14 protein-coding genes and 1 pseudogene are annotated in these 12,739 nt (G+C 49.5%); 4 read left to right on the top strand and 11 right to left on the bottom strand.

Features of this window, described 5'->3' with window-relative positions; all coding sequences use genetic code 11:
* Positions 1 to 8 precede the first annotated feature (8 nt).
* Entirely contained in the window at positions 9 to 650 is a 642-nt protein-coding gene (locus J1785_RS10045) for an oligogalacturonate-specific porin KdgM family protein (protein WP_217219336.1), read from the top strand.
* A gap of 186 nt (positions 651 to 836) precedes the next feature.
* Here J1785_RS10045 and J1785_RS10040 read toward each other — a convergent pair whose 3' ends face one another.
* Positions 837 to 1,445 carry a hypothetical protein gene (locus J1785_RS10040; RefSeq protein ID WP_217159538.1) on the bottom strand — a complete coding sequence of 203 codons (609 nt, stop codon included), beginning with the start codon at positions 1,443 to 1,445 and terminating at the stop codon, positions 837 to 839.
* 264 nt (positions 1,446 to 1,709) lie between these two features.
* Between J1785_RS10040 and J1785_RS10035 the strand changes: the two genes are divergently transcribed.
* Entirely contained in the window at positions 1,710 to 2,405 is a 696-nt protein-coding gene (locus J1785_RS10035) for a GntR family transcriptional regulator (protein ID WP_129951287.1), read from the top strand.
* A 48-nt stretch (positions 2,406 to 2,453) separates the two neighbouring features.
* On the opposite strand, the gene fetB is transcribed toward J1785_RS10035, so the two are convergent.
* The 4 genes from fetB to manA form a co-directional block, all read right to left on the bottom strand.
* Complete coding sequence (gene fetB / locus J1785_RS10030; RefSeq protein ID WP_217219335.1) at positions 2,454 to 3,227, bottom strand: iron efflux ABC transporter permease subunit FetB; 774 nt, start codon at positions 3,225 to 3,227, stop codon at positions 2,454 to 2,456.
* Positions 3,214 to 3,885, bottom strand: a complete 672-nt coding sequence (gene fetA, locus J1785_RS10025; RefSeq protein WP_129951285.1) for an iron efflux ABC transporter ATP-binding subunit FetA — start codon at positions 3,883 to 3,885, stop codon at positions 3,214 to 3,216. Before fetA ends, fetB begins: the two co-directional genes overlap by 14 nt.
* Positions 3,886 to 3,949: 64 nt before the next feature.
* Positions 3,950 to 5,491 (bottom strand): YdgA family protein, encoded by a 1,542-nt coding sequence (locus tag J1785_RS10020; RefSeq protein ID WP_217219334.1) that lies wholly within the window; start codon positions 5,489 to 5,491, stop codon positions 3,950 to 3,952.
* 134 nt (positions 5,492 to 5,625) lie between these two features.
* Positions 5,626 to 6,807 (bottom strand): mannose-6-phosphate isomerase, encoded by a 1,182-nt coding sequence (gene manA, locus J1785_RS10015; RefSeq protein ID WP_217219333.1) that lies wholly within the window; start codon positions 6,805 to 6,807, stop codon positions 5,626 to 5,628.
* A gap of 246 nt (positions 6,808 to 7,053) precedes the next feature.
* Here manA and fumC point away from each other — a divergent pair, with 246 nt between their 5' ends.
* On the top strand, positions 7,054 to 8,451 hold the full coding sequence (gene fumC / locus J1785_RS10010; protein WP_129951282.1) for a class II fumarate hydratase: 1,398 nt from the start codon (positions 7,054 to 7,056) through the stop codon (positions 8,449 to 8,451).
* Between the two features lie 63 nt (positions 8,452 to 8,514).
* Here fumC and tus read toward each other — a convergent pair whose 3' ends face one another.
* Both tus and J1785_RS10000 read right to left on the bottom strand, forming a co-directional pair.
* On the bottom strand, positions 8,515 to 9,450 hold the full coding sequence (gene tus, locus J1785_RS10005) for a DNA replication terminus site-binding protein (protein WP_217219332.1): 936 nt from the start codon (positions 9,448 to 9,450) through the stop codon (positions 8,515 to 8,517).
* Positions 9,451 to 9,610: 160 nt separating this feature from the next.
* On the bottom strand, positions 9,611 to 10,159 hold the full coding sequence (locus J1785_RS10000; protein WP_217138642.1) for a hypothetical protein: 549 nt from the start codon (positions 10,157 to 10,159) through the stop codon (positions 9,611 to 9,613).
* Between the two features lie 110 nt (positions 10,160 to 10,269).
* Here J1785_RS10000 and J1785_RS09995 point away from each other — a divergent pair, with 110 nt between their 5' ends.
* Positions 10,270 to 10,836: a DNA-3-methyladenine glycosylase I gene (locus J1785_RS09995; protein WP_217159534.1), complete on the top strand. Its 567-nt coding sequence runs from the start codon at positions 10,270 to 10,272 to the stop codon at positions 10,834 to 10,836.
* Positions 10,837 to 10,891: 55 nt separating this feature from the next.
* Here the strand turns inward: J1785_RS09995 and yqfB are convergent, their stop codons facing one another.
* The 4 genes and pseudogenes from yqfB to J1785_RS09980 all read right to left on the bottom strand — a co-directional run.
* On the bottom strand, positions 10,892 to 11,197 hold the full coding sequence (yqfB, locus tag J1785_RS09990; RefSeq protein WP_217159553.1) for a N(4)-acetylcytidine aminohydrolase: 306 nt from the start codon (positions 11,195 to 11,197) through the stop codon (positions 10,892 to 10,894).
* Between the two features lie 36 nt (positions 11,198 to 11,233).
* Positions 11,234 to 11,644 (bottom strand): annotated as a pseudogene (locus tag J1785_RS26740) (Fic family protein); the annotation flags it as partial.
* Complete coding sequence (locus tag J1785_RS26735) at positions 11,551 to 11,976, bottom strand: metallophosphoesterase (protein ID WP_238483169.1); 426 nt, start codon at positions 11,974 to 11,976, stop codon at positions 11,551 to 11,553. The gene J1785_RS26735 and the pseudogene J1785_RS26740, both read right to left, overlap by 94 nt.
* A 244-nt stretch (positions 11,977 to 12,220) precedes the next feature.
* A partial coding sequence (locus tag J1785_RS09980) for a transglycosylase SLT domain-containing protein (RefSeq protein ID WP_217219331.1) occupies positions 12,221 to 12,739 on the bottom strand: 519 nt, incomplete at its 5' end.

Genomic DNA, 12,739 nt, shown 5'->3' with positions numbered 1-12,739 from the left:
CATTCTCTCTGGCCGTTACCAATGCGCATGCAGTCTATATGGATGTACGTCATGAATATCTTGATGACAGTAAAGCCAACTATGATCGTGTCTATATCTCTAACCGGTTTAGTAATGGTTTTGGTTTTGCTGTTGAAGCCATTTCAAAATCCGGTGGAGATGACACTAACAAAGCGTTTAACGATCTTGAAGTGCAGGGCAACGAATATACCGTTAATTACCAGTTCAGCAAGGGGCCTGTTGCCTGGCAGCCAGGATTCGTACTGGAAACTGGCAGTGGCTATTCCACCTACAAACCCTATTTACGTACGACCTGGACGATTAATGATGCATGGTGGCTGGGTGCACGTTATCGGTTTGAGTACACGCGGCGCTCTTCCGACTCCCGTGAAGACGATACGGTAAATCGTATGGATGTCTGGGCGGGATATAAATGGAATAACTTTGACTGGACGCTTGAAGGTATTTATAAAAAAGCCGATAAATATGACCTTTATAATAACAGCAAGTACAACTATGAATACAATTTCAGAACCGCTTATATTATCGGTGCATGGTCACCTTTTGTAGAAGTGGGTAATGTTTCAGTTCGCAGTAACAGTGATGAACGGCAAAGTCGTTTTCGTGTTGGCCTGGGCTATACGTTTTAATTATGAGGTCTGCATTGGTATTGTTTAAATAAACCTTGCGAAAGCGCTGAGATATTCGAAAAAAGCAGCGCTCATTGTTCAACGCTGGCCACTCAATACTGCATCAGTAATACATATCACCCTCATTATCTGTCTTTCATCAGCCTGGAAAAAAGCCTGCTGCACCCACTTGCAGCAGGCCGGATTTTACAGGGTTTTCAGGGGCTCACTGCGCTGCCAGAAGGCCAGGGCAGAACCCAGACACAACAGATAACCCATCAGTTCAGTGCCTTCTTCGACAATATTTTTCACTGTCCGCACATATTCGCCCTGCATTACCGCTCTCCAGATGATGTTCATTCCAAACACCCGCGAGAACACCAGGATCAGTACCAGACCACAAACCATATAGTGACAGGCCGGATGAGCCAGAAAAGCCGACAATCCGCGCAGGCTGGTTTTGGGTGAGATGCAGGCCCAGGCGATACAATAGACGGCGAACAGGCTGGCAAAATACACCCATGATCCATAGTGAATAAGATCAAAGAGCGCATCCAGCTCACGGATCAGCATGCAACTGAAAAATCCGCCAATCAGGATCATGCCCGCGCGCAATGCCGGATGTTTTTTGGCCTGTAAGAAAAACAATGCACTGATGGTCAGAAGGATCACTTCCTGCAGGAATTCAGTGGCGGAAATTTCCTGCACCCCGTCGTTAAAGACGGCCACGTCCAGCCAGATCACCAGCGCGGTACAAACGGCTCCCAGTGCTAATAAGATAAAATTGATTAAGTGTTTCAAAAGTATGTGTTTCATTATCGTCCTGTGTTCACCAGGTTGACGTACGTACTTACCGGTTCTGAACATTTGTCTGTGTAGTGTGAGAGTTTTTAAGGATACGCAAGCCCATAACAGGGAGATTGTGAATGTGTGCGGGAATGATAATTGCAATGAATGTTATGTGCTATTTGTTGAGATTTGTTACATGATTTAGAACTGAACGTCATTTACTAATGACGAACGTGGGCAGAGGGTGGTAGGTTGCACGGAAACAGCCAGAGAGAGGCCATTTAGCAATCCATGAGTAATCCAACTACAACCGCCAAGCAGCTGGAAGTTCAGCGCATTGTCGATGTTCTGTCTAAAGCCATCGCGCAGCAACGTCTGCGTCCCGGCACCCGTCTGGTGGAATCACAGCTTGTTGACGCGCTCGGCGCTAACCGTAACCACGTTCAGGTGGCGTTACAGCGTCTGGCGATGCAACGCATTGTGACCATTGAACCTAACCGTGGTGCCATGGTGTCGCAGCCGACCGCAAAAGAAGCGCGTGAAGTATTTATCGCCCGTCGTGCTATCGAACGGGCGATTGTTGAATGCATTGGCCCGGAAGTGATCCGCCGCCACCGTCACCGCATCAACAGCCATTTACGCGGCGAACGCGAAGCTGTGCAATCCGAAGACCGGCGCGCCATTGTGCGTGAGCTGAGTGAATTTCATCTCATGCTCGGGGAAGTGTCTGGCAACGATGTGCTGAGTGAAATTTTGTCCAATCTGATGGTGCGCAGCTCGCTGATCGTCGCGCTGTATCAGCGTAATGAAGTGCCGTCGTGTCAGTGTGATGAACATCATGCGATTATTGATGCGCTCGAAGCAGGTGATAATGCGCAGGCGGCAGTCATTATGCAGGAGCATCTGGATGATCTGGAAGGGGTGTTGGATCTGAGTGACGAGGCCGCCGGAGAGGTCAATCTGCGTCAGGTGCTGTCTGATTTATAAAGCCTGAAAAAGTCTGCCCGCCGTTTTTTCAGCGGGCAGCGGCACAGGTTACGATGATATCAAATCGCGTAGCTGCGCACGGTTATTGTAGAAACGTTTGTAGGCAAGATAGCCGGCAATGATCGTTGATAAACTCGCGGTCGCCAGCAGCATAAACGTCACCATAATCTGATATTTAATGGCTTTCACCGGGTCGATACCCGCAAAAATCAGCCCTGACATCATGCCCGGCAGGCTGACTATTCCGACGGTTTTTGCCGCATCCACGGTCGGGATCATGGCGGCACGAATGCTGTCGCGAATAATCCGGCCGGAAGCCATTTTTACCGGTGCACCGAGGCTGAGCATCTCGAGGATTTTTTGCTGATTATCGAGAAAACGCTGGTTAAGGTTGCTGTAACACAGCCCGACTGCCACCATAGCATTTCCGGCAATCATCCCCGAAATCGGAATCACCTGCATAGGCAGGAATTCAATCGAACCGCTCAGGATCAGAATCGTTAATGTCAGCGCGGTACCTGTTGTAATGGCGATAAACGAAATGATGAATCCGTTATCAATATTGCGGCTGCGTTTTTTGGCATTCAGGGCCGCATTTACGCAGATAAACAGCACCATCAGTACGGTTAACAGGCTGTTATTAATATCAAAAATGTATTTTAACACGTAGCCGACGATGATCAGCTGTACGATAGCGCGGGCGACACTCCAGATAATGTCTTTTTCCAGCCCGAGTTTTTCTTTCTTGCTGACGAGCAGGGCGACGACAACCAGGATCAGCGCGAGAGCCAGAGACTGGTTGGTAATATTATGCTGATTCATGCGCCGCGCTTCCTGGTAAATGACGGGACAGGGTAATGACGTTTTTGGCGTGGCGGATTTCGTTGAGATCATGGCTTACCCACAATACGGCGATCTGCTCTTTCTCAACCAGCCCGGCAATAATGTCGTTGATATTGATTTTATTCTCTTCATCCAGCGCGCTGGTGATTTCATCAAGCAATAATATATCCGGCATAAATTGCAGATTGCGCAGCAACGCGACTCGTTGCTTTTCACCCCCCGAAAGTTCCTGCGTGCGTTTGGTCAGCATATCTGCGGATAAGTTGACCCGTTGCAGCCAGCTGCGAAGCTGAGTGTCATCCGGCTTTTTATTGCGGATCTGATAAGGCAGGGCGAGGTTATCGTAAACCGTTTCGCCAAACAGCGACGGCGTCTGGAAGCAGTAGGATACGCGCTGGCGATACATTTCAGGTTTAATCTGCGTAACGTTTTCGCCTTTGAAATAAAGTTCTCCGCCGGTCGGATTTTGCAATGAGGCAATAATCTTCAGCAACGTACTTTTCCCGCTCCCCGAAGGACCGGTCAGTAAGGTAAATTCCCCCGGATTCAGGGTGAGGGAAACAGGTTCGAGCAGCGGTATATGGTTAAGCGTAAAAGAAACGTCTTGCAGACGAAGGAGATCGGTAGGAGTGGTCACGCCTGAAAAATCCTTAGGTAAGGAGGTTTTACTCCTCCCCTTAGCCGGGGAGGAGTAAAGAGGATTACTGAGCCGGTACCGGCGCTGGCGTCGGGGCTACCGGTGCTTCCTGTTCAGGGGTTGGTGCTGGCGCTGCCGGCCCGCCCAGGATCCCGAACAGACCCGCGAATTCCTGCAACGTCATTTTCTGGCCATTCAGGTCAACCTGATTGTCAGCGTAATGGAAGGTGCTGGAAATTGTGTCATCTTTCACCGTGGTCAGTTTGAACATCTGACCCATCGCGGCCAGACCCTGCACCTGCTGATGCGCCAGTTTAGCGGCGTCGTCTGCATTGTAACCTTCCAGCTGAGCCACCTGTGTGGTCACCTGTGTCGCCATCGGCAGAGGAATTGTCAGTTTAGAATCTACCTTATTCACCATCTGAGATAACATCTGATCCTGAGCGGGTGCCGGGGTTGCGGCCGGATCTTTCAGATCCAGTTGCAGGTTGAAGCTGCTTTCGCCTTTGCTGTTTTTCCAGCTCAGCGGTGCAATGCTGATGCTCGGATTACCTTTGAGCAGCAGAGGCAGGTTAGCCAGCAGTAAATCGGCGGCCTGTTGCTGATAAACAGCCGGATCAATCTGGCCCTGTTGCATCAGAAGTGCGCGGGATTGCTGATTGTAGTTGTCTGCGAATTGTTTCATCGCAGCGCCATCCAGCTTGTCCAATTTCAGTGTCAGTTTGGCTGAACCGAAATCAGCCCCCTGAATTTTCAGTGCATCGATGGTGTAATCCTGCTGGCCGGCGATGTTATTGCCGTTTTCAGAGAATTTGCTCACCAGTTTGAAATTGTCGAGTGAACCCGCATCTTTGCCGTCAACATTCACCAGGATGTGTTTCACGGTCAGATTCTGATCACCTACACCGACCTGGAACTTACCTTGTTTCGTATCACTGTCCATGCTGAAACCGGCCAGGGTCACTTTTTCAAGCTGACCCCACTGATTTTTAGAGGTCAGGGCGACGCTGTCGGTGCTGGCGTCCAGTTTCATGGCCGTAAGATCTTTGTCCACATCAACATTAATTTTGCCACCGGAGAAGGCCAGCTGGCTTTCATCTTTCTGATAGGTTACCGGAATGATGTCAGCCGCCGAAGAACTCGCACCGCTGTAGGAAATACGGGTGTCAATCGTGACCAGAGACTTGCCTTTAGTCACATCAAACAGGCCTTTCACCGTTGGCGTGTTTTGCAGCTCTGAATGAACGGAAGCCATGCTTGGGATCAGGTTGAATTTTTTCAGCTGAGCGGCAGGGAAAGGGCCATGATCGATAGTTTCGATAAAGGCAATTTCGTCACCGGTTTTCAGTACGCTGGTGCCGGCAGTTGCGGCAGCAGGATCCGGTTGCAGCACAATACGCATCTTGCTGCTGAACAGACCGCGCTGGTAATCCTGATAGCTGACTTTCAGCCCGGCTTTTGGATAAGCACTTTGCAACTGGCCATTGGCCGCCGCGATCTGTTCATCCATATGTTGTTCGATCAGTTTGCCTGTATACCACGAGACGCCTGTCCAGGCCGCGCCAAGGACTACAATGACGCTTACAGCGACTAACGACTTCTTCATATCTCTGTTTATCCTTATGAAATATCCCGAAAATAAAAAACGCCTTACGGCGTTATTAGTCTACAGAGTGTAGCTGAATCAGCAAATAAATCACCAAAATGGGGCGGTTAGCCCCATTTTGTTTGATCTACTGTTCATTTAGCGAGTGTATTGAACACACGTGCTATGCGGCCGTTACCGCTGACAGTTACCGGTGACTCTGTGGCTGACAGGAAACACGACTCACCCGGATTGAGCACCAGAGTTTGATTGTTCTTTAACAGAACACTCTGACCTTCAATACAAAAGATGATCGCGGCGCTGTCCTGCTCCAGTGTTTGTGGTTCAGCCGTCAGGCTATGGATCGAAAACGCGAAATCTTCGACCGGGATCGGGAAGTTGAGTTCCGCCCCCTTGACAACCGGCGTGGTCAGCAATTCCGACGCGGGTTTAGCGTTGAATTTCAGGTTCGCCAGCAGCTCAGGAATATCAATGTATTTCGGCGTCAGGCCGGCACGCAGAACATTATCTGAGTTTGCCATCACTTCCAGCGAGACCCCTTTCAGATAAGCATGCGGCGTTTCGGCATACAGGAACATGCCTTCCCCCGGTTGCAGGGTGATCACGTTGAGCAGCAGAGGGGAGAACAGGCCGCTGTCATCAGGATAAAATTCAGAAATGCTGCGGATGGTATCCCACGGCTCACCGTGTTGCTCATCCAGAACCGATTTCAGCACGTCCAGTGCCCGGGATTTATCTTCACCCTCCAGACTCAGCAGACCTGCGAACAAGGTGCGCAGGTGATCCACATCCGGAGACGTCAGGAAAGTCGCAATTAAGGGATGCGCACCGGCGACGGGTTGCAGGAGTGAAACCATTTCGCGTAACTCGCGGAAACCGTTCATGGCCTGGAAAGGCGTAAGGGCATAGACCAGTTCAGGTTTGTGGTTCGGATCTTTGTAATTACGTTCGGCCGCATCCAGCGGAATACCCGCCGCATTTTCTTTGGCGTAACCTATTTCGGCTGCACTCTTGCTCGGGTGAACCTGAATCGACAGAGGCTGATCAGCGCAAAGCACTTTAAACAGGAAAGGTAATTCGCCAAAGCGCCTGGCCACTTTTGCGCCCAACTGGGCAGTCAGATCGGCGGTGATTTGTTCGCGCAGGGAGACAGACTCACCGCGGGAATTCTCAACCTGAGAGCTACTTTTCGGATGCGCCCCCATCCACAGTTCAGCCATCGGACGGCCTTCTGAGTCTTTAATTCCATAGAGTTTGGTCAGCGCGTCTTTGCTGCCCCAGGCGTAATTTTGCACACCGTTATGCATCTTTTGCATTGCTTCATCCTGAATAGAAAATATTGCTGCCTAGTAAACAATGACGACGGGGGCTTTACAACTGCGAAGGCCCAAAAAGTGCGGCTGGCATGTATTTTCAGATTGGAGATCGAATCGAATTATACGCCTGCCTTATATGTCACTATAATCAACAGGCCGCCAACGGAAGCGTGGGAGCGCGTGCGGCAAACAAAAACCTGCGGAAAAACTGATTTTTCATCGTAATAAATATCTAAGGAGACAGTAATGGCATCTACTCGCATTGAAAAAGACTCAATGGGGCCAATTGATGTTCCGGCAGATAAACTTTGGGGCGCACAGACGCAACGTTCCCTCGAACACTTTCGTATTTCCTCTGAAAAAATGCCTGCGGCGCTGATTCACGCGCTGGCACTGACGAAACGTGCGGCAGCCAGCGTCAATATGGACCTCGGATTACTGCCTGCTGAGCGGGCAAAGGCCATTATTGCCGCCGCTGATGAAGTGCTTGCGGACAAGCATTCTGCCGAATTCCCGCTGTCCATCTGGCAGACGGGTTCAGGCACCCAGACCAATATGAATATGAATGAAGTACTGGCTAACCGGGCAAGTGAAATTCTCGGTGGTGTGCGCGGGGAAGAACGTAAAGTTCATCCGAACGATGATGTGAATAAGAGCCAAAGCTCCAACGATGTTTTTCCGACAGCTATGCACGTGGCGGCGGTGATTGAACTGCGCGAAACCCTGATCCCGCAATTGAAAGTGCTGCATAAGACACTGTCTGATAAAGCGACGGCCTATCGTGATATTGTGAAAATTGGTCGTACGCATTTGCAGGACGCCACCCCGCTGACACTGGGCCAGGAAATTTCAGGCTGGGTAGCTATGCTGGGACACAGCCTGACGCACATTGAAAACAGCATACCGCATATTGCTGAACTGGCGCTGGGCGGAACCGCCGTCGGTACTGGCCTGAATACCCACCCCGAATACGCCGTGCGGGTGGCAAAAGCGCTGGCAGAACTGACTCAACAACCCTTCGTGACGTCCCCGAATAAATTTGAAGCACTGGCGACCTGCGATGCACTGGTTCATGGCCACGGTGCGCTGAAAGGGCTGGCCGCTTCGCTGATGAAAATTGCCAACGACGTGCGCTGGTTATCATCCGGCCCGCGCTGCGGGATTGGTGAAATCGCGATCCCGGAAAACGAACCGGGCAGTTCAATCATGCCAGGCAAAGTGAATCCGACACAATGTGAAGCCATGACCATGTTGTGCGCACAGGTGCTGGGAAATGATGTCGCCGTCAATATTGGTGGCGCATCCGGTAACTTTGAGCTGAACGTATTTCGCCCGCTGGTTATCCATAACTTCCTCCAATCTGTCCGTTTGCTGGCAGATGGCATGAGCGGCTTTAACGAACACTGTGCAGCCGGCATCGAGCCTAACCGTGACCGCATTACTCAGTTGCTGAATGAATCGCTGATGCTGGTTACTGCGCTGAATACACATATCGGCTATGACAAGGCGGCTGAAATCGCCAAGAAAGCCCATAAAGAGGGGCTGACCCTCAAAGCCTCAGCATTAAAACTCGGTTATCTTACCGAAGAACAGTTTGACGAGTGGGTACGTCCTGAAGCCATGGTCGGCAGCATGAAAGTCTAGGAGACCGCTTTTTAAGAAGGAAATGAGGTCCGGGAAACCGGACCTTTTTACGTTCCGGGCGGCTTACAACGGATAATCCGTATATAAATGCAGACGTTTGATCAGCAGGTGCAGAGGTTGCGACTGCGGCTTATATTTATGCTTAACGGAAGATACATCGTAGTCATGCAATTCCCCTAACTTGGGCACCTGCATCATCGGCGAACGCAGGCACAATGCAATCAGTGGCAGCGGGCAGGGGTGTTGCACCTGTTTCTGGTTGTTGCGATACCACACACGGGCGATGGGCTGCACTTTCACCGGACGTTTAAATTTGAGCGCGGCATGTTCGGGCAGGCGCTTCACGTCTATCATCTCTCGGTTAATATTCTCCATCCATTGTTCCCGTGTATAAGGAGAGACTGCGCGTCCGGCATTCAGGCTTTTTTCCAACTGGGCCAGAACTTCTTCGCGGGTTACATTTTTTATGATGTGCTTATTCGCCCAACCAAAGCGCACCGAATCCGGATCATTGAGATAAGTCACCGAACGATAAGCGTTCAGCGTAATCAGGCCGCGAAGGTGGGTATGCACAAACTCAAACCGCTGTTCACGGGCGAGACCGGATTCGATGGTCACGATGTGTTCCAGTTCAGCTTTAAGCTTATTCACTTCTTCAATCAGCAGCAGGGCTGACTGATGCTCAGCCGTGTCTACGGAATAACACAATACACCCGGTAAACGGACGGCGGATTTACTGCTGATATTCTCGTTATTATGATGAATAAACAGCCGCTTAAAATGTTGTAATGCCAGTTGCTGTGCATCTTCACCGGTATGAGGCGTGACCGTAATTTTGTCCGCCGGATTATGTTCTTCGCCTTTCACGACTTCCGGCAGCGCAAAAACCCGGGCCTGTAATAATTCCAGTTTCCCCAGAAAATTCCCCAGATCATGCAATGCGATTTCCAGCTCGTTAAAACAACCGTTCATCCGGGCAATTAAATCATAATCTGCCATAAATCCTCCAGTTAGTTACAACATACAGTATAGGCATGATTATTCAATGTGCACACATGAACTTTGCGGAAATCATAAACATCGCATAAAAACAGTTTACCCAGACAGAAACTCAGTGCTTGCGGCTTTCAATGAGGAACCGTCCGGGAAATTTCTAAAATCACACCAAAGTGGTGGCGATATGACTTATTCTCTGGCCTTGAATGGGCCCTTCAATTTGGATTTCATCAACGCTGTTAAAATCGCGGATAAGCGCGTTATGCGCCAGCGATCGGGCCTCATCGACTGACATTCCTGCCAGTAATTCCGCCGGTAAAGAACTCAATATTGCCTCAACGAGCGCGTTTTTATCACGGTTGTAATTTTCAACAAATGAAAAACTGCGTCTACCTAATATGTTGATCTGATAGAGATACTGGAAGTTTTTTTGTCCCGTGAAAGTTCTCGTTTTGAGGAAAGCCTTCGCACCTTTTTTGGTTCTGGAGGCAAAAATAGTATTATCACCAAATACTCTAAACTCCGTGTTATCCCGGCTTATTGTCCCGACAAAGCCCTGGACTTTTATTATTTCCGGACCGCGCGAATCGTAGCGGTAAGTGCAAGAATTTCCTAAGGAAATAAAGGATGGCGGAAAAGTATTATTACTTTCCGCGTTCTTACCTTGCGGAGGTGTTGATGCGCTAAATAAACGGCCTAAACGACTAAACATGGTTCCATCCTTGTTTTAAAGAAGCGCAATATAATGGTTATACGAAAAAAAGATGATGACAAAAATCAATCTCGCTAGAATAAATGACTTTCTGATTTTAGGAGTTCGTGATGACTGACCTAATCCGTTGCCCGTGGGGTACGAATGACCCACTTATGATGGATTATCACGATCATGAATGGGGCAAGCCGGTGCGGGACAGCCGGGCCCTGTGGGAAAAACTGATGCTGGACGGTTTTCAGGCAGGATTATCCTGGCGGATTGTGCTGAAAAAACGTGATGCACTGCGGCTGGCTTTTTGCCAATTTGACCCCGTAAAAGTCGCCGGATTTACCGAAGAAGACATCGAACGGCTGATGAACAACGCCGATGTTATCCGCTCCCGTAGTAAAATTACGGCAGTGATCGGGAATGCCCGTGCGTATCTCGCCATGCAGCAAGCCGGAGAAGATTTCGGTGAGTGGATTTGGTCACAAATCGGCGGAAAAGCGATTCAGCATAGCGGTCCGGTACCCACCCGGAATGCGATGTCAGAACGTATTTCGAAAGATTTAAAAAAACGCGGCTTTAAATTCGTCGGGCCGACAATTGTTTACGCCTGGCTGGAAGCCACAGGCCTGATTAATACTCATCATCCGGATTGTTTCCGACGAGCACAGGTGGCGAAAGAAATCTGATTAATGGTTGAAGAGAAGGGCGCGCAGAGAAGGGATCCCGTCGCACCCTGAGTCACTATAGAAGACGAAACTCAATCATAAACAGTTCGTTTAGCCCCGGATAAATCTCACTGATGACTTGTTTCAGTTCTGCCAGCGTCATGTTTTCCTGTATGGCGTGCTGATCGTTCAGATCGGCGAACTGTACGGGAGTAATCGCGATGATCTCAATATTGCAGAAAAATACGTCGTCTTCATAACGGCTGACGCGAACCTGATCACCTGCTGCAAAATCCGCGTCGCTGGCTTCACGCAGGGTGATCGTTTTACGGCCGGCAAGAATATCAGCCTCAAAACGACCGTAAAAAGTGATGTTTTTCATAGTTTTTCCTGCATTATAAGAATTGAAGTTCCGGTGGATATGATAACGCGTGCTGCGCCCGCCCGAGGCAGATTTAACCAGGCAGCCACGCGAGACAAGTTCGGTCAGATGCCGTGTTGCGGTGGCCTTACTGACTTTTGCCACCTTCTGATACTGGCTTGCGTTTATGCCTTCAGCGAAACCTTTTTCGCCGCCATCGAGCAAACGGTTAAGCACTTTTATCTGTCCCGCAGACAGATTGCTGGCGTGATAAATCTGCCAGAAACGCGATTTATCCAGCGTCTGGTCAATGCGCTGAATTGCCGTATCCACAGTAGATTCAAGCATTTGCAAAAACCAGCTCAGCCAGTGTGTCAGATCCATGTCACCACGCTGAGTTTTCTCAAGCACGTCATAATATCCGCTACGGTGCGTAAGAATCGCCTCCGACATAGCATACAACCGTACTTCAAAATGGATTTCATTGAGGTGCGGTCATCAGAATTACCGGGCAATATGAATGACGGGTAAGATCTTTTATTCAGTTGAGCGGCGATGGCGGCATAACCGTCACACCAGTTGTCATCAATCAAATCACCGCTCAGCACAAGAGCGTCAGGCGTAATGAGATCAATCCACGCCAGTGCATGCTCAAAACGTGAGAGATTATCATTATTTTCTGCAGCATGAATGTCGGACACCTGAGCAATAATCACCAGAAACCTCCGGGAAGAAATCCCGTTAACGGAATAAGAACAATTCAATGTAGACGAGATAAGCTGGATAATCAAAGTGCGCATAATGTATATTATGTTAAATAAGATATCCAGCTACGCACCCATTAGCTGTCTGTCTTTTATCAGGCCTCACCTGCTTCGGTGAACATTTCCAGACTGTCATCAATCACCGGCCAGATTGTTATTTTCTTCAGGCTGCCCATCCGGCCTGGTGTGTACATCTATGATGTTTGATCGCGCTACGTGAATTCTGCGTTACCCTGCGCACAAGACTACTGCAGAATTCATGCAGCCACTCTCTCAAATGCTATAAACCCGCATAGGCTTTTTCGACTTTGGCCATATATCTGGGTGCCTGCGGTGCCGGATGATACTGACGGACATGCCAGTTAAAAGCTTCCGGCGTCAGCTGATTAATCATCTGGATTGCAGTCTGACGATTGCTGGAAAACGTCCGAAGCAGCGCTCCCGCACCGTTGGCATACGCAACTTCCGTGGCATAACGGCGCGTCACCGGATCGTTAATCCAGTTAAGCTGCTGACGTTGCAATGCACTGATATAGGCCGTGCCTAAATCAATGTTAGTTTCAGGATCCCGTAAATCATCATCGTCAGGACAACCTCGTTTCCCTTTATACCGGTAAGCGTCACAACCGCTGGTGGAAGCTTTTAGTTGCATCAAACCAATGGCATTGGAAGGACTGACCGCCCCGGGATTAAATCCGGATTCGACCTCAATAATGGCTTTAACAAGTTTACGGTCGACTTTATATTCATCCGCTGCATCTTCAATTTCATCATCCCAGGCATGGGTGTCGTATTTTTT

This window comes from Rahnella perminowiae (assembly GCF_019049755.1).
GTDB classification, from domain to species: domain Bacteria; phylum Pseudomonadota; class Gammaproteobacteria; order Enterobacterales; family Enterobacteriaceae; genus Rahnella; species Rahnella perminowiae.
The sequence above is the reverse complement of the archived record's forward strand: the minus strand, read 5'-3'. Positions and strand labels throughout refer to the sequence as shown.

Coding starts and splice junctions, on each gene's coding strand:
- fumC (WP_129951282.1), top strand. CDS start 7,054: ATGGCATCTACTCGCATTGAAAAAGACTCAATGGGGCCAATTGATGTT.
- fetB (WP_217219335.1), bottom strand. CDS start 3,227: ATGAATCAGCATAATATTACCAACCAGTCTCTGGCTCTCGCGCTGATC.
- tus (WP_217219332.1), bottom strand. CDS start 9,450: ATGGCAGATTATGATTTAATTGCCCGGATGAACGGTTGTTTTAACGAG.
- J1785_RS10000 (WP_217138642.1), bottom strand. CDS start 10,159: ATGTTTAGTCGTTTAGGCCGTTTATTTAGCGCATCAACACCTCCGCAA.
- J1785_RS26735 (WP_238483169.1), bottom strand. CDS start 11,976: ATGCGCACTTTGATTATCCAGCTTATCTCGTCTACATTGAATTGTTCT.
- yqfB (WP_217159553.1), bottom strand. CDS start 11,197: ATGAAAAACATCACTTTTTACGGTCGTTTTGAGGCTGATATTCTTGCC.
- J1785_RS09995 (WP_217159534.1), top strand. CDS start 10,270: ATGACTGACCTAATCCGTTGCCCGTGGGGTACGAATGACCCACTTATG.
- J1785_RS10040 (WP_217159538.1), bottom strand. CDS start 1,445: ATGAAACACATACTTTTGAAACACTTAATCAATTTTATCTTATTAGCA.
- J1785_RS10035 (WP_129951287.1), top strand. CDS start 1,710: ATGAGTAATCCAACTACAACCGCCAAGCAGCTGGAAGTTCAGCGCATT.
- manA (WP_217219333.1), bottom strand. CDS start 6,807: ATGCAAAAGATGCATAACGGTGTGCAAAATTACGCCTGGGGCAGCAAA.
- J1785_RS10020 (WP_217219334.1), bottom strand. CDS start 5,491: ATGAAGAAGTCGTTAGTCGCTGTAAGCGTCATTGTAGTCCTTGGCGCG.